A 17,446-nucleotide genomic window follows, 5' to 3' on the forward strand; every position below is an offset into this window, starting at 1 on the left:
AGAGATGTGGCAACACACGAGAGAAGCGATTTGTACCACCAGCGGCTCAAAAAATTCATCGAAGAGGTCACCCTCTACCCGGTCTCGTGCGAGCGATTGGCCAAGGGCCGCGACGATCTCACCTGGTTGGATGGCGTGCTGGCTGGGGGGGCAAAAATCGTCCAGCTGCGGGACAAGGAGTCCGACACCCTGCGCCTGCTGGAAAAGGCCAAGATCTTCCGGCAAAAAACCCTGGCGGCCGGCGCCTTGTTCATCGTCAATGATCGGGTGGATATCGCCCTGATCAGCGGCGCCGACGGGGTACATCTCGGCAACAGCGATCTCCCGGCGCCAGAGGTCCGCGCCCTGGCGCCGGAGCTTATCATCGGCGTCTCCTGCAACACCGAAGAACAGGCGGCCACCGCCGAGCAGCGCGGGGCGTCCTACTTCAACATCGGACCGCTCTATGCCACCCAGACCAAGGACGGCCTTTCCGCCTTCCTCGGGCCCGCGGCCATACCAAGATTCAGCGCCCGCTGCCGCCTGCCCTTCACGGTCATGGGCGGCATCAAAAAAGAACATATCCCGGAGCTGACGGCCATGGGAGCCAGGCGATTGGCCGTGGTCACCGCTTTGACCGGTGCCGACGACATCGCCGCGGAAACCAGAATCTGGCTTGAGACTATCAAGCAGCAGACAACGCTCGCCTAAGACAAGAATTTCGAAAGGAAAAGAACCGTGTCCACCCTGAACCAACGGCTTGCCGACATCAAATTGCTCATGCGCTATGCAGTCCCACCGGAGGATCTGGCCAAGGCCACTGCCCTGGTGGAAAAACACGACACGGACAGCGTGGCCCTGCACATTTTTCACGCCTTTTACAGCTATCTGCCCGAGGGTTTGGAAGACGCCATCACAGTTCTCCGCTTGCTGGAACGCAGACAGGGGACCTTCCTGATCTGCGCCACCACCGCGCAGACCGACTATCTCTATCTGGTCACCAGCGAACAGGCAGAATTCTTGGGTCCCCTTGCCGAGGGGATCTGGGAGGAGGAGGTCTTGGCCTTTTTCAACTACGAAAGCCGCGAAGCCTTTCTCAAAAAATTTACAGATCTGAATACCTTTCCGGTCTATGTGCCGGCCCATCTCCACACCGATCTCTGCCCGTTTTGCCATGTGGCGGACGGCGAGATCCACACCCTGGGCTGCCCGGTGGAGGTCTGTCCTTGGTGCGGGGGCCAGCTGACCTCCTGCGACTGCCGCTTCACCCTGCTCGGCCGCTCGGACCTGAAAAGCGAAAGCCAACTGGAAGAACTCCTGACCCTGCTCAATAAAAAGGGCCGGCTCCCCTTCTCTGCAGAGGAACACCGGCCCGCGTACCCACTCACCCCGCTCGACCTGCAATAATCGTCTATTTGATTGTTTTCAGGTACCGATAAAACGGCGAGTCCGGAGAAAGCACCAGCCGGGTGTTTTCTCCCATGGTGAGCCGGTAGGCATCCATGCTCTTGGAAAAGGCATAGAATTCGGGATCCTGATTGTAGGCATCCGCATAGATCTTGGCCGCTTCGCCATCGGCCTTGCCCTTAATCTTCTGGGACTCGCGGACAGCCAGGGAGCTGACTTCACGTAACTCCCGCTCCAGCTTGCCGAGGATCTCAGATTTGAGCCCCTCGCCGGTGGAGCGCTTTTCCGCCGCGATCCGCTTCCGCTCCGAAATCATCCGCTCATACACGCGCTGCTGAACCGTGTCGATATAGTTGACCCGCTTGAACATCACATCCACCAGCTCGATACCGTACTTGGGCGTCACCTTGGAGGCGTTGGCATGGATCAGGGCGGTAATCTTATCCCGCCCGAATTTAATCTTCTCATCCTCGCCCACAGGACCAAAGCCCATGGCTTCCGGATCCCAATCGGAACTGCGGATGATCTCAACCAGGTCGTTCTTGTTGACCAGATCCCGGACCGTACCGTCGATAATATCATCGAGAATGGTCTGGGCCCGTTGCTCGTTGTTCACCGCCTGTAAAAAAACCAGGGCATTGGAGATCCGCCAGCGGGCAGTAACATCGAGATAGACAAAGGTCTTGTCGTTGGTGGGCACCTGATTCGGATCCCCGTCCCAGATGAGAATCCGCTTATCGAAAAAAGTCACATCCTGGATAAATGGGATCTTGAATTGCAACCCGGCCTGGGTGATGGGCTTGCCCACCGGACGGCCGAACTGGGTGATCACCACCTGCTGCCCCTCGGGCAGAACAAAAAAGGCATTGAACAGCGCCACTGCCGCCGCCACCACCACCGCTATCATAACACTACGCAGTATCCTATTCACTGGCTTCCCCTATCATTTTTCTTGGCCTCTGCTGCTTCGACCCGTGCTGATTCCTGTACGAAACGGTCCGTTTTCACTTGGGTTCCGTCCCCTTACCCTTGGCGCCGCCCCTCACATCGAGAAAGGGCAACAGCCCCCCCTTGTTTGGGTCAACCACATAGATCTCGCTGACCTTGGGCAGGACCTCCTGCATGGTCTCCAGATACATCCGCCTGCGGGTGACATCCTGTCCCCCTTTGTATTCCTTGAGGATGGCGAGAAAACGGGAGGCCTCGCCCTGGGCCAGATTCACCCGTTCCACCGCGTAGCCTTGCGCCTCTTCCAGCATCTTTTTCGCATCGCCCCGGGCCTTGGGCACCTCCCGGTTGTAGGCTTCCTCCGCCTCGTTTACCAGCCGCTTCATATCCTGATCCGCCTCATTGACCTCGTTGAAGGCCGGCTTGACGTGTTCCGGCGGATTCACATCCTGCAACTGAACGGTGACGATCTTCACCCCCGCCTGATAGCGATCCAGGGAGTCCTGAACCTCGCGCTGGGTGGCGGCCGCCAACATTTCCCGGTTGCTGAGCACATAGTCAAAGGTCATGTTGCCGACGATGCGGCGCAGGGCGACCTCGGAAATATCACGGACCGCCTGTCGGACATCCTTGACCTTGAAGGCAAAGAAGATGGGATCCTGCACCTTGTACTGGATGATCCACTCCAGATCGATGACATTGCGGTCGCTGGTGAGCATGAGCGACTCGTTGTCAAAACCGGCCTTCGCATATTCGGTGCGCTGCCCGGGAATTTTCGTCCTGAAGCCAAACTCCTCCTTGCGGACATTTTCCACATCGATCTTGATGAGCTCGTCAATGAGCGGCAGCTTGAAGTTCAAGCCCGACGAGGTCGTTTTGACATATTTGCCAAAACGCAACACCACGCCCTTTTCTCCGGGAGCGATGGTGTAAAAAGCGGAAAAAATGATATAGCCGAGAAAAAACACACCGATGATCATCCCCGGTCGGCCAAGGCCGCCCAAGAGTCCGGCCCCGGGGATATTCGGCCCTGCGCTCCCGCCACCGCCGGCCGGCCCCTTATCCTTCGCGCCGCTCGCCCCCTCAAAGAACTCCTTGATCTTGTTGAGCAAGAGAGCAATAAGCTCTTCAGGGGTTTGCGGCCCCTTTTTTTTGCCCCAAGGTGGCTGCTGATCCTGATCATCCCAAGCCATGGGCTCGACTCCTTTTTTTAAAAAAATTATTTCCAGATTTCCCAGATGCATGGGAAACATCCGCTCCATGCCCTGATCTTGACCCTTGACCCTAACAGCCTTCCCAGGGTGGTTCAAGGCCGAAGTGCAATAAAACTACATATCTTACTGGTTTAACAGGCAATATTTATTATAAAAGTACGAAGCCCAGGCGTTTTCTGGCTCGGCTGCCCAACCATCTGCCCCGTTTCCCCGGCCCTCTCTCTCCGAGGACAATGACGCGCCCTGAATTTTACAGCCCGCTCCGGGGGTACAGGGCAAAGAGCCAGCAGCCGAACACCATTGCCAGGCTGGCAACAAAGAGCAGCCATTGACCAGCGGGCGCAAGCACCCGTTTCCCGGCAAGCCCTAAAGCGACAAGGAGCATCCCGACCAGAAGGCCAACGAAGACGCCCCAAAAATGCGCGCCCAGGTCGGTCCGCTCTCCGGAAGAGCCCATGAGCGCCAACAGGCTTGCCGCACTGCCCAAGGCAAGGACCATCTCCTGCCAGCCGCCGATCCGGCGCAACCGCATGCCGCTTAAGATGCCGACCATACCGAAAACCGCAGTGGAAAAGCCAATGGAACGATAGAGATCATCATGGAAGAATACGTTGATACCATTGGCAAGAACCCCGGTACACAAAACCGAGAACCAGGCAATGCCGCTGCCAAGATGGCGGCAGAGCGAATAGACCAGCACGCCGCCGAAGAAAATATTGCCAAGCAGATGCACGCTGTCCGCATGCAGGGTCAGGGCGGTAACCAGGCGCCACCACTGACCATCGTGCAGCACCCGGAACCGATCCAGGGCTCCGATATCAAACCAGTGGCTGTGGCTCTCCCAGGCACCGGTGACACCATAAAACACGACCAGCCCGCCGATAACCGGCAACACTGGGGGTGCATTCTCGACTATGGTCTCCCGCTCGAATCGAAATGGACGCTCCGGGGGCCAATCCTGGTTTTCTTCGGAAAAAAGCAGCAGCTCTTGCCGGGCGCGGATGATGTTTTCCTCGGGGACCAGCAGCTGCCAGCCCGCTGCGCCATGGAACAGCTCATGCTCAATATCCGCAGCATGCAGGACCAAAGACCACAGATGGGCCACTTCCCGCTCCGGCGTCAAGCCGATGGACACCCAGCTCGACAAGGGTTCAGGCGGGTGCACAAACAGCTCCCCGGCGTGCACACCCATCCGCTATTGCCCGCCGAATTTCAACGCCTCACCTTGAGCCCCCTTGCGGGAAAGCATGACAATATCGACGCGCCGATTGAGCTTCCGCCCTTCTTCCGTGGCGTTATCCGCGATGGGCCGGTATTCGCCATAGCCGGTCACGGAGAGCTTGGCGCCCATGAAGCCGTGCTTCTCCATGAGATAATGGACAATGCTGTTGGCGCGGGCGGTGGAGAGTTCCCAGTTGGAGGGAAAGGTCGGAGATTTAACCGGCACATTATCCGTGTGCCCTTCGATACGGAGGGTATTGGCATAGCGGGAGATGGAGGTGGCAATCTTGTCCAGGAGAGGAAGGGCGCCCGGCTGAACCTGGGCGGTGCCGGAGGGAAAGAACCCGGCCTCCTTCAAGCTTATGACCAAGCCCCGTTCGTTGACGGTCAGCTGCACCTCGTTTTTACCGCCATACTCCTGAAGATTGTTCTGGATGTCCTGCTTGATCTGGCTGAACTCCTGGGCCTCGGCAGCGGAGGAGACCTCCTCCTGGGACTGGGGCGGCACCGGCGGCTCCACCACTTCGGGGATCAGACCAAAATCCTTGTTGCCGATAACCTTGAGCGCCGGGGTTAAAGTCTGAGGCCCGGAGAAAGAAGATTGGATGGAGGCCTGCACCTCCTCCATTTTTTTCTGATCCACGATGGACATGGCATAGAGCATTACAAAAACGGCAAAAAGCAGGGTGATAAAATCCGCATAGGAGACAAGCCACCGCTCCAGGTTCGGCTCCTTCTCGTGCGCTTTTTTCCTTTTCGGTCTGCTCATCAACCACCCCCGCCTCGGCTGTAGATCAGGACCCCGCTGGTCAGGGTGAAACCACGCAACCGTTTTTCGATCATCCTGGGGTTCTCGCCTTTCTGAATGGCAAGAAGGCCCTCAATCACTATTTCCCGCTGGAGAATCTGTTCCTTCAATCTTTTTTTGAGCTTGGTACTGAGAGGGATACAGATGATATTGGCGGTCATCAGTCCATAGATCGTGGCCACGAAGGCCACGGCAATGCCGGCGCCAAGCTTGGAGGTGTCGGAAAGATTGTTCATTACATGGATCAAGCCCAACACCGCGCCGATGATGCCGATGGTCGGGGCAAAGCCGCCTGCGGCCTCAAAGACCTCGGCACTGACCTTGTGGCGCTCCTCGAAATTGGTGAGTTCGATCTGCAGAACCGCCATAACCTCCTCGGGGTCCATGCCGTCCACAACCATTTCCAGACCCTGGCCGAGGAACCGATCCTTAACCCGTTGCGCGTCCTGCTCCAGGGTTATCAAGCCGTTCTTCCTGGCGGTGCTGGCAAAACCGACCAGTTTGCCGATCAACTCCTCCGGATCTTCTTCCTGGGGAAAAATGGCTGTCGCAGCACTGGAGAAGGCCCGGAGAATATCCTGGAGCGGAAAAGAAACAAAGGTTGCCCCCAAGGTCCCCCCCAAAACAATAAGGGCCGCAGTGGGCTGAATAAGGGCGTCGATGTGGCCGCCCTCGAGAAGCTGGCCGCCGATAACGGCGCCGAAGCCCATAAACAGGCCGATAAGGGTAGCTATGTCCATATGTTGTGCGGCTCCATTGAGTTATCCAAAGGGAAATGCCCGTATTATAGCACGGTTCCCCCATCCCTGGTCAACAAAAAGAGAGGCGGACGGTGCAGAGAACCCGAAAGGGCAAAGGCTATTTGTCGCCAGACGGGAAAAGCCTCTGCGCACGGCAAAAAAAAAGGTCATGCCGAAGCATGACCTGATTTCTTTACACAAGAAAACGTTTTTCAAAATGGTGCCGAAGAGAAGACTCGAACTTCCACGAGGAAACCCCCACTAGGCCCTGAACCTAGCGCGTCTACCAATTCCGCCACTTCGGCACATCGTGAGAGGCGATAATAGTTTTTCCGACCACTGTTTGTCAAGAAAATTTACAAGGGGGTGCATAAAAAATCTCCCCGGGCTGCAGCTTGACCTTTTCCCGGTTGTCGCCTATTGTATGCGCACATAAAATCAGGACGCCCATGACCATGAAAATATTCACCAACATCGCCGACATTCCAGGACCTTTTCCCAAGGCTGCCGTTACCATCGGCAACTTTGACGGCGTCCATCTGGGCCATCAGATCCTCTTCTCCGAGGTGGTGAGCAGAGCCTACCAAAAGAAAGGGACCAGCGTGGTTGTCACCTTTGAGCCGCATCCGCTCAAGGTGGTCCGACCCGACATCGGCCTCAAGCTCATCTCCACCGCCGAACAAAAGAAAGAGCTCATTGCTCTGGCCAATATCGACGTGCTGATCATCCTCCCCTTTACCCGGGAGTTTGCCAATACCCCGGCCGAGTCCTTTGTGGATCAGGTCTTGCGCCAGGCCATCGGCGTCCAGGACCTGGTGGTGGGGTACGACTATGCCTTTGGTAAAAGCCGCCAGGGCGACATCCCTTTTCTGCAGGAACAAGGCAAGGCCAAAGGGTTCACGGTCTCGGTGGTGGAACCCTATTACGTAGAGGGGATGCTGGCCAGCAGCACCAAGATCCGGGAACTGGTGGGCTTGGGCAAGATGGCGGATGTCAAAAAACTGCTTGGCCGCTACTACCAGATCCGGGGCGAGGTTAAAATGGGCAAGCAACGCGGCGGCCCCCTGCTGGGCTTTCCCACCGCGAACCTCGCCATCGCCGAGGAGGATCTTTGCCCCCATTTGGGCGTTTACGTCACCCAGGTAATCTACGACGGCAAATGTTACGGCGGCGTGCTCAACATCGGCTACAACCCGACCTTTGAAGGGCAACATCTCTCCGCCGAAACCCATATCTTCGACTTCAACCAGGATATCTACGGCAAACCGATCAAGATCAACCTGCTCCGCTTCCTCCGCGGAGAAAAGAAGTTTTCCGCCCCCGGCGAGCTGGCCGCCCAGATCAGCCGGGATGTGGCCGATGCCAAGAAGGTCCTGGCCGATGCCCAGCAGGAGATCCTGCTCTCCTGCGAAGAGAAGTACAACCGATAAAAAAAGCCCGTCTCTTGCAAGGCGGGCTTTTTTTATCTGCTTTTACAACCAACCCTTAAAAATCTTCAAAGTCGTCCTCACCAAAAGGGATCACCTCTTCGGGTTTTTTCGAAGCACCACGGTTTGCACCGGGCGGTAAAGCCGCAAGCGGCTTCTTCCGCGCTTGCCCTGGTTTCTGGCTGAGCGCCATGCGCGCCTGGGTGTTTTTTTTCGCAGCTGGCCGCTGTCCGCCACTGCCCCCTACCTCGGTCCCGGCCAAAGCAGCCAACTCCAGCACAACAATCTGTAGGACTTCGGTTTGTCCGCCCAATTCCTCGGAATGCCCGGCCGCCTCTTCCGCATTGGCCGCAACCTGCTGGATCACCTGATCCATTTGGCCTATGGCTTGGTTGATCTGGCTGATCCCCTTCGCCTGCTCATCGGAAGCAGTATGGATTTCGCTCATCAGAGAATCCACCTTGCCGATGTGCGCACTCACCTTGCCGAACTCCTCGCTCGTCTTGCCGACAAGCGCCGAACCGCCGCGCACCTTCTCCACTGTGCCCTCAATGAGCTCGGCCGTGTTTCTCGCTGCCTCGGCGGCCCGCATGGCAAGATTGCGCACCTCATCGGCGACCACGGCAAACCCGGCCCCGGCCTCACCGGCCCGTGCCGCCTCAACCGCGGCATTCAGAGCGAGCAGGTTGGTCTGGAAAGCGATCTCGTCGATGGTTTTGACGATCTTCGAGGTTTGTTCACTGGCTGCGGATATTTCACCCATGGAGGCGGTCAGCTCGCCCATGGACTGGCTGGCCAGCGAAATAACCTTTGCCGTTTCCCGCATCACCCCTTCGGCTTCGGCAGAGTTTTCGGCATTGCGTTTGGTCTGGGAAGACATCTCTTCCATGGAAGAAGAAGTCTCTTCAATGCCTGCGGCCTGCTCGGAGGCGCCATCGGCCAAAACCTGCCCGGCCTCGGCTATGGCACTCGCGGAGGCATGCACCTGGCTGGACGTTTCGCTCAAGATCGCCACCACTCTCTGCAGCGAGCCCGAGATCTTGCGATTTATGGCCAGGCCAACCAACAGCATGAGAATGCCCCCGCCGACAAGACCAAAAAACAGCACATATTGGGTGGTCTTTGTAACCGAAAGCAAGCCAGAGGCGGTTTCAGCGATCATCCCATCGACCGCAACAAAGAGGAGATCCGCCCCCTCTTCAAGATCATAGGTGACCTGCTTGATCTCACCGAACATCTTGTTGCCCTGCTGCGGGGTAATGGAGGGGTCGGCGCTGATCTGCGCGGCAATTGCCAAAAAACCATCATGGTACTTGAGGTAGACATCTTCCAGCCCTGCCGCCTTCTGTTTGATATCCGCGGCAAGCTCATCGTCGGCCGCGATCATTGCCGCAACCTTCTGAATATCTTTTTTTATCTTTTCAGAGGCCTTGGCAAAACTCTCCAGATACTTCTGCTGCTTTTCCGCATTGCCGATATTGAGGAGAAAATCCTTTTCGTACCGCCGGTGCATCAAGATATTATTCTTGATTTCACCCAAGGTAAGAGCCAGGGGCATATCCGACTGGGTCAACATCACAACCCCAGCCTTGTTGCCCTGGAACTGCCACAGGGAAACGGAACTCAGCCCCACCACCAAGAGAATGGCCAAGCCAAACCCAATGAGCAACAATTTTTTCACGGTAACATCACCATTCACAATCCCTTCCTCCTGTGCACTGACTCCATTGCCTCGCCGGATCCCCCCCAACTTCTTTTTCCCCTTCTATCATTTCCGCAGCGACGCGTACCAGAAAAAAAACGGCTGATCCCCGAGAGAACCAGCCGTTTTCCACTAATTGACCGCAGATTAGCCGCTAAAAATCTTCAAACTCCTCCCCGGCAAAAGGGATACCCTTTTCAGCCTTCTTCCCTGCCGCAGCAGGTTGCAATTGCTCTTTTTAGCAGGCCCCACCCCTCCCGGAGTCATTAGTTGGCAAACGCCCCATACTTCAGGGCCTTCAGGCATTCCCGCACACTGCTAAAATCAGCAGCCGGCGCCCAGCCAAGAATTCCGGCTTTCTTGGCCGCATCGGAATCGGCCTTAATCGAGAGGAGAGCATCGGTGAACTTCTGAACCTTGGCGGCATCAACATGCTTTGCCGCTGCCATGGGCCACTCCGGATAGAGCTCGGTGCTGTGCACAAAGGGAAAGCTGTCTTTGATCTGGTTGATGATCCTGAAGTCGGCCATGGAGATCTTGCCTTCCTTTGCCATGGCCTCCATGACGTCGGTGCGAACGGTGCCGGCATCCATGGCCCCATTTTTTACCGCGAGAACCACGTTGTCATGCTTGCCGCCTTCCCGGAATTCGGCAAAATCTTTTTTGTAATCGATCCCGTTCTGGAGCAGAAGACGCAAAGCCATCTGGCCGCCGCCGAAAGAAGAGGATTTCACCACCATGAATTTTTTGCCCTTGAGATCAGCAAGATTCTGGATGGGGCTGTCCTTGCGGACCAAAATCACCCCGCCGAACTCCTTGACCGGCTTGCCCCCCGCCGAATTGACCTGCGAGGCAATGGCCTTGGCGCCATACAGTTTTTCCATCTCCACGTAAAAAGCGGAGTTGGCCAACACAAAATCAATCTTGCCGTCTTTCAACATGGGCGAAATGGCAGCAAACTCAAGGGGCATAATGGTAACCGGCTCTCCCATCTTGGCGGTGAGATACTCTCCGGTCGCGGACCATTCCTCCATAACCTTGGGCGCACCCCGCAATGCCAGAACGCCGACCTTGATTTCCGCCTGCGCCGCCACGACGAAGATGGCACTGGCCAACAGGGCCAGAGACATCATCCCGATCTTTTTCATGCTGCTTCCCATAAGACTTCTCCTTGCTGTTGTAGTTCATGCTCTTTCCGGAAAATCCGGAACCCAAACAGACAAAAATGGAAACCTCCGGGCAAGATAAAGCCCTCCGCCGGAAGCGCCATCGTATAGGTAATAACACCCACACTTAATTTATTGTATAATTTTCAGGAAGATAGTGTCAAAGGGAATTGTCCTTTTGTTTTTCTTTTTTTTCGACAGAATCACTGCCCAAGACAAAGGGTGTCACGGACCAGGATGGCCCTGTCGCCATGGCGACAGACATCCGCGGCGGTAGGGTCCGCCATGATGAGACGTAGCCCTCCGCGGTCAGCGGGCGGTGATCCCGGCAATGCCCCCGCCTGCTAGATATTTTCCGAAATTTTCAGAGAGGAGATACCGTGGAGGGCGAAGGCGAATATTCTCAAACAGAGCGGAAATCAAATCTTGAATTTTTCCAGGCGATAGATCAGGACATGACGCGGAATCTTGAGCAGGCGGGCCGCCTCGGAGCGGTTGCCGTTGGCCTTGGCCAGGGCCTTTACAATCAGACCCCGCTCGACCGCCTCCAGGGAAAGACCCTCATCCGGGATTTCCGGAATACCCTTTGTGCCGAGAGCTTGGCTCAGCGGAGCAAGCTGCAGATCATCCGCCTCGATGAACAGCCCCTTACGCAGGATAACCGCGCGCTCGACAATGTTTTGCAGCTCACGGATATTCCCGGGCCAGGGATGGATTTTCAACCTGGCCAGGGCTTGGGGGGAAAAGCGTACCCCGGCAGGGGCACCGAGCTTCAGCAGAAAATGGCCAACCAGTCCCGGAATATCCTCTCGCCGTTCCCGAAGCGGGGGGAGCGGCAGAACAATCACCCCCAGCCGGTAGTAGAGATCCTCCCGAAAGGTCCCTTGGCCAATGGCGGCATAGAGATCCCGGTTGGAAGCGGCAATCAAGCGGACATCCACCGCTTCCGGCTGGTCTGCGCCAACCGGCGTCACCACCCGCTCCTGGATGGCGCGAAGCAGCTTGGCCTGGAGATCCAGCCGCAGCTCACCGATCTCGTCGAGAAAGAGACTGCCGCCGGCGGCGGACTGGAAACAACCCTTGCGGCTGCGCACCGCGCCGGTAAAGGCGCCTTTAACATGGCCGAAGAGTTCGCTTTCGAGAAGGTTTTCCGGAATGGCGGCACAGTTCACTGCCACCATAGGCCCCTGCGCCCTTGGGCTGTGCTGGTGGACGAGCCGGGCCAGCACCTCCTTACCGGTCCCTGATTCTCCGGCGATCAACACGTTGGCTTCACTATTGGCCGCGCGCTTTGCCGTGTCCAGCAACTCGGCCATGGCTGAATTGGCGGTTTCCATGCCCTCGGTCCCGGTCAGCCTGTTGATCTCACCACTCAGCAGCTGTTTCTGCTCGTGCAGCTGCCGCAGCTCCAACGCCTTCCGGCAGGAAAGGCGCAACGCCTCCCGGTCGAAGGGCTTGGCAAGAAAGGTAAAAGCCCCTTCCTGCATGGCCTTAACCGCCAATTCGATGGAGCCGAAGGCGGTGATCACCAACACCGGAGTAAGCGGCGACTCTTTTTTTACCGCCGCCAAAATCTGCAAGCCGTTCAGGTCGCCAAGCTGCACATCGGTGATCACCAGATCCGGGTCATGCCGGCGAAAAAGCGCCAACCCCTCCCGGCCCGAGGCTGCAGCGAGCACGTGGAAACCTCCGCTGCTCAGGTTGTATTCCGTAACCCGCCGCAGGCTGGCATCATCATCAATAAGCAATATCCGGGGTTTCATGCGATCGCCTCCGCCGTCAAACTGTCTGTCGGAAACCGGAGCCATTCTTCACGGGCAGGAGCATCTCAAAACATGCCCCGCCGCCAGGACGATCCGTAACCCGGAGAGTCCCGCCATAGCTCTCCACGATCTTCCGGCTGATCAACAGCCCAAGCCCGGTACCATCGGATTTGTCTGTATAAAAGGGGGCAAAGATGCTTTCCCTTTCCGCCTCCACCACACCCGGCCCATCATCGCAGACAGCGATCCGCCATCCCCCGTTCGCCCCGCCTTCGACCAGAAGCCAGATATGGCCGCCGGGCTGGACCGCATCCAGAGCGTTGAGCACAAGGTTCAAGAGGACCTGGGAATACTTCGTGCTCTCCACCAGCAGCTGCTGCCCCTCGCCATTGGTTGGCAGAATCAAGCGGACCTCTTTTTCCCGCAGCTGCCTTTCCAGCAACGCAGCAACATGCCCGGCAACCGCGGCCAACGGCTCGAGGGGCTCTTCTTTTTCCTGAGGACGTCCCTTGGCATAACGGAGGATTTCCTCCACCGTCTCCTGCAGCCTGCCGGTTTCCTTGAACAAGATATCCACAAACTCTCGCTTGGGATGCTCTCCGGGAAACTCATCGCGGAGAATCTCCGCCGTCCCTTTGATGGAGGCGAGCGGATTTTTTATTTCATGGGCCAACGAGGCAGAGAGGTGTCCCAGGGCGGAAAATTTCTGCGCTGCTGCCAGCCGGGTCTCCGCCTCGATGAGTTGCGAGGCTTCTTCCTGGAGCCGAAGATAGGAGGCCTGGAGCTTCTCGGACAACTGCTGATACCCTTCGCGCAACCGGGTCTGCCGTCCGGAAATCACCCCGACCAGCAACCCGGCCGCGAGATAGAGGACGATTTCCATCAGCTCGCTTACCGCCTGCTGGCCGTGCCCGACGTAGTGGAGAACATGGGGAATAAAGGCGATGGAGGTGAGCACGGCAATACCCAGGCCGCCGGCAACTCCAAACCAGAGACCGCCAAGAACGATGGGAAAATAACTGAGCCGCCGGTAGGTATTGTGGTAGAGGAGGAGATCGCCGGGGGTAAAAAGATGGAGCAGACCGATGACGACGACGGCGATGAGCAGGACAGAAAAAAGAATTTTAGGGGCTGTTGATGAATAAATTGTGCTTTTCAGTTTATTCATTTACAGCCCTTTATGCCGCACATGTCATTCTCAACTCGAGGCCGTTTATGCACAACGGCTTACGCATGCCGCCTCCACCGAAAAAATCGTGACTGATTCAGAGACATGGAAGGCGGCACCAGCAAGGAGAAAAAATGACGCCGCCCTAAGACCGGTAGTCTGCGTTGATCTTTACGTAATCCAGAGAAAAATCGCAGGTATAGATATCCTTGCTCCCATCTCCCGCATGCAGGTCGATGGTCACCACGAACTCGGGCTTCTTCAGCACCGCGGTGGCGCGAGCCTCGACCTCAGCGCCTTGCCCCAGGCCGTTTTGCACCATGAAAACGTCGTCAAAGGCGATGTCCACTCTGCTCTGATCAAACTGGGCCCCGGAGCGGCCCAGGGCGGCGATGATCCTGCCCCAGTTGGCATCCTCGCCAAAAAAGGCGGTCTTGACCAGATTGGAATTGGCCACGGTTCGGGCCGCCTGATCGGCCTGCGCCTCGGTGACCGCGCCCCGCACCCGGATGGTCACCAGCTTGGTTGCACCCTCCCCGTCCCGGACAACCAACAGGGCCAGCTCCTTGCACAGCTCCTCCAGGGCGGCAGCAAAGGCAGCAAGCGCCTCGGGCCGATTCTCGGCGATGGGCGGATGCTCCGCCAAGCCGTTGGCCATGAGCAGGACCGTATCGTTGGTGCTGGTATCGCCGTCCACGGTTATGGCGTTGAAAGTCTTTGCCACCACCTTTTTCAGCACACTCTGGAGCAGATCGTGGTCGATTTTGGCATCGGTGAGGATAAAGGAAAGCATGGTGGCCATGTTGGGCATGATCATGCCCGCGCCTTTGGCCATCCCCAGGAGCTTGACCGGCTTGCCGTCGATGAGGGCGGTGCGCACCGCGATCTTCCGGAAGGTGTCGGTGGTCATGATGGCTTGGGCCACATCCGCAAGGCCATCACCAACCAGACTCTGGGCCGCCTTGGGAATCCCCCGCTGAAAACAGGCGAGCTCCAGCTGCTGACCGATGATGCCGGTGGAGCAGACCTGCACCAGTTCCGGAGCAATATTGAGGGCATCGGCGGCCATGGCCGTGGTCAACCGGGCCAGACGCATGCCTTCCTCGCCGGTGCAGGCATTGGCGATGCCGGAATTGACCAAAATGGCCTGGGCCTTGCCGGTTTTGCACCGCTCCATATCCAGGAGTACCGGGGCCGCCTTGACCAGGCTGGTGGTGAAAACCCCGGCCACGGTGGCGGGCTTGTCGCTCACGATCAGAGCCAGATCCAAGCGATCCTTGCCCCGGATTCCGGAGTTTACCGCCGCCGCCCGAAAGCCCTGCACTAAAAAATTTTCCGTCGCCATCTCACTTCTTCCCGCCGCTCTTGCCGCAGCACCGTTTGTATTTCTGCCCGCTGCCACAGGGGCAATCGGAGTTCCGCCCCACCTTGTCTCCCTCGCGGGAAAAGGGCTTATGCTCGTTATCCTCATCATCGCCACGGCTCAGCTGCATGGGCTGCCGCTGCTCCCGCTGCTCGCGCTCCAGCTCGGCCACCTCTTCATCGCGCACCAACTGGAGCCTAAACAGGGTGCTGACGGTCTGGGTCTTTACCGCATGGATCATCTCGCCGAACATGTTGAACCCTTCCTTCTTGTACTCATCCAAAGGATTCTTCTGTCCATAGCCGCGAAGACCGATGCCTTCCTTGAGATGATCCATGTTGAGCAGGTGTTCCTTCCAGTGGTGATCCACGATCTGCAGCAGGACCACCCGTTCCAGGTGACGCATGTTCAACTCGCCGATTTCCTGCTCCCGCTTGGCATAGCGGGCTTGCACCGCAGCCAGGATCAGTTCGGTACAGGCGGCAGAATCAAGGTCCTTCTTTTCCTCCTCGCTCCACTCTCCGCTGAAACCGAACAGGGCGAACATCCTTTCGGAAAGCCCATTCCAGTCCCACTCCTCCGAGGGGATCCTGCTCTCGGCGAATTCCTGCGCCACCATTTCGGCCAGTTCCGGAAGCATATCGGTCACCACCTCATGGACATCATCCGAACTCAGCACCTCACGGCGCTGGCGGTAGATAACCTCACGCTGCTTGTTCATCACGTCATCGTACTCGAGCAGGTGCTTACGGATATCGAAGTTGTGCCCCTCCACCTTGCGCTGGGCGTTTTCGATGGCCCGGCTGATCATGGTGTGTTCGATGGGCTCATCCTCTTCCATGCCCAGCTTGTCCATGATCCCGGAGATCCGGTCCGAGCCGAAGATCCGCAGCAGGTCGTCTTCCAGGGAGAGGTAAAAGCGGGAGGAACCGGGATCGCCCTGGCGCCCGGAACGGCCGCGGAGCTGGTTGTCGATCCGGCGGCTTTCGTGCCGGCTGGTGCCCAGGATATGCAAGCCGCCCAGCTCGGTGACCCCCTCGCCCAGCTTGATATCGGTGCCGCGACCCGCCATGTTGGTGGCGATGGTCACATGCCCCTTCTGCCCGGCATCGGCGACAATCTCGGCCTCCCGCTCATGCTGCTTGGCATTGAGCACCTCGTGGGGCACCCCCACCTTCTTGAGCATGGCCGAGATCTTCTCGGAAACATCGATACTGATGGTACCCACCAGCACGGGCTGGCCCTTCTTGTGCAGCTCCTGGATCTCGCGGATGATGGCCCGATCCTTGGCCGCGGCGTTTTTATAGATGACATCGGCATAATCCTTGCGGATCATGGTGTTGTGGGTGGGGATGATCACCACGTCGAGATTGTAGATCTTCTTGAATTCCGCCGCCTCGGTATCGGCAGTGCCGGTCATGCCCGAGAGTTTTTCATACATCCGGAAGTAATTCTGGAAGGTGATGGAGGCAAGGGTCTGGTTCTCCTTCTCCACCTTGACCCCCTCCTTGGCCTCCAGCGCCTGATGCAGACCGTCGCTGAAACGACGCCCCTGCATGGCCCGGCCGGTGAACTCGTCCACGATCACCACCTGCCCGTCCCGCACCAGATAATCCACATCCCGCTTGAAAAGGACATTGGCCTTCAGGGCTTGATTCAGATGATGCAGCCACTCGATATTCCGCGGATCATAGAGGTTTTCTATCTCAAGCAGCTTCTCACCCAGGTTTACCCCTTCTTCGGTGAGGGACACCGAGCGGGCCTTTTCGTCCAAGGTGTAATGTTCGTCGACCTTGAACTTGTGAATGAGCCGGTTCACCTTATCGTAGAGTTCGGTGGACATCTCGGACGGCCCGGAGATGATCAGGGGGGTTCTTGCCTCATCCACCAGAATGGAGTCCACCTCGTCGACAATGGCGTAGTGGAACTCGCGCTGGCAGAAATCAGCGAGCTCAAACTTCATATTGTCGCGCAGGTAATCGAAGCCGAACTCGTTGTTGGTCCCGTAGGTTATGTCGGCAGCGTAGGCCTCGCGGCGGGCCGCATCATCCATCTCATGCAGGATGGAGCCGACGGAAAGCCCGAGAAAGCGGTAGAGTTTGCCCATCCATTCGGCATCGCGCCGGGCCAGATAGTCGTTGACCGTGACCACATGGACCCCGCGCCCGGTAAGGGCATTGAGGTAGACCGCCAGGGTGGCGGCCAGGGTTTTTCCCTCGCCGGTTTTCATTTCGGCGATCCTGCCCTGATGGAGGATGATGCCGCCGATGAGCTGCACATCGAAATGACGCATGCCTAAGGCCCGCCAGGATGCCTCCCGGCAGACGGCAAAGGCCTCGGGCAAGAGACTGTCCAAGGGAACCCCGGCCGCAAGCCGCTCCTTAAAGAGCACGGTCTTCGCCACCAGCGCGGCGTCATCGAGCTTCTGGATCTCGGGCTCCAGTTGGTTGATCGCGGCTACCAGCGGTTGAATGGACTTGAGAACCCGTTCGTTTTTGCTGCCAAAAAACTTTTTCAAAACAGAAGCGAACATATTTTCA

General features: G+C 57.5%; 14 protein-coding genes and 1 tRNA gene. 3 read left to right on the forward strand and 12 right to left on the reverse strand.

Annotated features, from left to right (window positions below; genetic code table 11):
* Positions 1-6: 6 nt before the first annotated feature.
* Positions 7-690, forward strand: a complete 684-nt coding sequence (gene thiE, locus OLX77_RS01035; RefSeq protein ID WP_307631723.1) for a thiamine phosphate synthase — start codon at positions 7-9, stop codon at positions 688-690.
* A 27-nt stretch (positions 691-717) separates the two neighbouring features.
* Positions 718-1,386: a hypothetical protein gene (locus OLX77_RS01040; RefSeq protein WP_307631724.1), complete on the forward strand. Its 669-nt coding sequence runs from the start codon at positions 718-720 to the stop codon at positions 1,384-1,386.
* Positions 1,387-1,390: 4 nt separating this feature from the next.
* Here the strand turns inward: OLX77_RS01040 and hflC are convergent, their stop codons facing one another.
* From hflC to OLX77_RS01070, 6 genes are all read right to left on the reverse strand, one after another.
* Positions 1,391-2,317, reverse strand: coding sequence for a protease modulator HflC (hflC, locus tag OLX77_RS01045; RefSeq protein WP_307631725.1), 927 nt, complete (start codon positions 2,315-2,317; stop codon positions 1,391-1,393).
* A 73-nt stretch (positions 2,318-2,390) separates the two neighbouring features.
* Positions 2,391-3,527, reverse strand: a complete 1,137-nt coding sequence (gene hflK, locus OLX77_RS01050) for an FtsH protease activity modulator HflK (protein ID WP_307631726.1) — start codon at positions 3,525-3,527, stop codon at positions 2,391-2,393.
* Positions 3,528-3,798: 271 nt separating this feature from the next.
* Positions 3,799-4,713: a rhomboid family intramembrane serine protease gene (locus tag OLX77_RS01055; protein WP_307631727.1), complete on the reverse strand. Its 915-nt coding sequence runs from the start codon at positions 4,711-4,713 to the stop codon at positions 3,799-3,801.
* Positions 4,714-4,743: 30 nt separating this feature from the next.
* Positions 4,744-5,538 (reverse strand): OmpA/MotB family protein, encoded by a 795-nt coding sequence (locus tag OLX77_RS01060; RefSeq protein ID WP_307631728.1) that lies wholly within the window; start codon positions 5,536-5,538, stop codon positions 4,744-4,746.
* Positions 5,538-6,317, reverse strand: coding sequence for a flagellar motor protein (locus OLX77_RS01065; protein ID WP_307631729.1), 780 nt, complete (start codon positions 6,315-6,317; stop codon positions 5,538-5,540). Before OLX77_RS01065 ends, OLX77_RS01060 begins: the two co-directional genes overlap by 1 nt.
* A 218-nt stretch (positions 6,318-6,535) precedes the next feature.
* Positions 6,536-6,622 (reverse strand) — tRNA-Leu (locus OLX77_RS01070).
* 144 nt (positions 6,623-6,766) lie between these two features.
* Between OLX77_RS01070 and OLX77_RS01075 the strand changes: the two genes are divergently transcribed.
* Complete coding sequence (locus tag OLX77_RS01075; RefSeq protein ID WP_307631730.1) at positions 6,767-7,747, forward strand: bifunctional riboflavin kinase/FAD synthetase; 981 nt, start codon at positions 6,767-6,769, stop codon at positions 7,745-7,747.
* A gap of 55 nt (positions 7,748-7,802) precedes the next feature.
* Here OLX77_RS01075 and OLX77_RS01080 read toward each other — a convergent pair whose 3' ends face one another.
* The 6 genes from OLX77_RS01080 to secA form a co-directional block, all read right to left on the reverse strand.
* Positions 7,803-9,443: a methyl-accepting chemotaxis protein gene (locus OLX77_RS01080; RefSeq protein WP_307631731.1), complete on the reverse strand. Its 1,641-nt coding sequence runs from the start codon at positions 9,441-9,443 to the stop codon at positions 7,803-7,805.
* A 269-nt stretch (positions 9,444-9,712) separates the two neighbouring features.
* On the reverse strand, positions 9,713-10,606 hold the full coding sequence (locus OLX77_RS01085; protein ID WP_307631732.1) for a phosphate/phosphite/phosphonate ABC transporter substrate-binding protein: 894 nt from the start codon (positions 10,604-10,606) through the stop codon (positions 9,713-9,715).
* Positions 10,607-11,031: 425 nt separating this feature from the next.
* Positions 11,032-12,375 carry a sigma-54-dependent transcriptional regulator gene (locus OLX77_RS01090; RefSeq protein WP_307631733.1) on the reverse strand — a complete coding sequence of 448 codons (1,344 nt, stop codon included), beginning with the start codon at positions 12,373-12,375 and terminating at the stop codon, positions 11,032-11,034.
* Between the two features lie 16 nt (positions 12,376-12,391).
* Positions 12,392-13,543: a sensor histidine kinase gene (locus OLX77_RS01095; RefSeq protein ID WP_307631734.1), complete on the reverse strand. Its 1,152-nt coding sequence runs from the start codon at positions 13,541-13,543 to the stop codon at positions 12,392-12,394.
* A gap of 145 nt (positions 13,544-13,688) precedes the next feature.
* On the reverse strand, positions 13,689-14,888 hold the full coding sequence (gene argJ / locus OLX77_RS01100) for a bifunctional glutamate N-acetyltransferase/amino-acid acetyltransferase ArgJ (RefSeq protein ID WP_307631735.1): 1,200 nt from the start codon (positions 14,886-14,888) through the stop codon (positions 13,689-13,691).
* A 1-nt stretch (position 14,889) separates the two neighbouring features.
* A complete protein-coding gene (gene secA, locus OLX77_RS01105; protein ID WP_307631736.1) occupies positions 14,890-17,439 on the reverse strand; it encodes a preprotein translocase subunit SecA in 2,550 nt (849 codons plus the stop codon).
* Between the last annotated feature and the right edge of the window lie 7 nt (positions 17,440-17,446).

It is taken from the genome of Thiovibrio frasassiensis, from assembly GCF_029607905.1.
GTDB classification, from domain to species: Bacteria; Desulfobacterota; Desulfobulbia; order Desulfobulbales; family Desulfurivibrionaceae; genus Thiovibrio; species Thiovibrio frasassiensis.

What these genes read in the sequence shown, in the direction of transcription:
- hflK (WP_307631726.1), bottom strand. Translation starts at nt 3,527, where the DNA reads ATGGCTTGGGATGATCAGGATCAGCAGCCACCTTGGGGCAAAAAAAAG.
- OLX77_RS01060 (WP_307631728.1), bottom strand. Translation starts at nt 5,538, where the DNA reads ATGAGCAGACCGAAAAGGAAAAAAGCGCACGAGAAGGAGCCGAACCTG.
- OLX77_RS01065 (WP_307631729.1), bottom strand. Translation starts at nt 6,317, where the DNA reads ATGGACATAGCTACCCTTATCGGCCTGTTTATGGGCTTCGGCGCCGTT.
- OLX77_RS01075 (WP_307631730.1), top strand. Translation starts at nt 6,767, where the DNA reads ATGACCATGAAAATATTCACCAACATCGCCGACATTCCAGGACCTTTT.
- OLX77_RS01085 (WP_307631732.1), bottom strand. Translation starts at nt 10,606, where the DNA reads ATGGGAAGCAGCATGAAAAAGATCGGGATGATGTCTCTGGCCCTGTTG.
- OLX77_RS01090 (WP_307631733.1), bottom strand. Translation starts at nt 12,375, where the DNA reads ATGAAACCCCGGATATTGCTTATTGATGATGATGCCAGCCTGCGGCGG.
- OLX77_RS01095 (WP_307631734.1), bottom strand. Translation starts at nt 13,543, where the DNA reads ATGAATAAACTGAAAAGCACAATTTATTCATCAACAGCCCCTAAAATT.
- argJ (WP_307631735.1), bottom strand. Translation starts at nt 14,888, where the DNA reads ATGGCGACGGAAAATTTTTTAGTGCAGGGCTTTCGGGCGGCGGCGGTA.
- secA (WP_307631736.1), bottom strand. Translation starts at nt 17,439, where the DNA reads ATGTTCGCTTCTGTTTTGAAAAAGTTTTTTGGCAGCAAAAACGAACGG.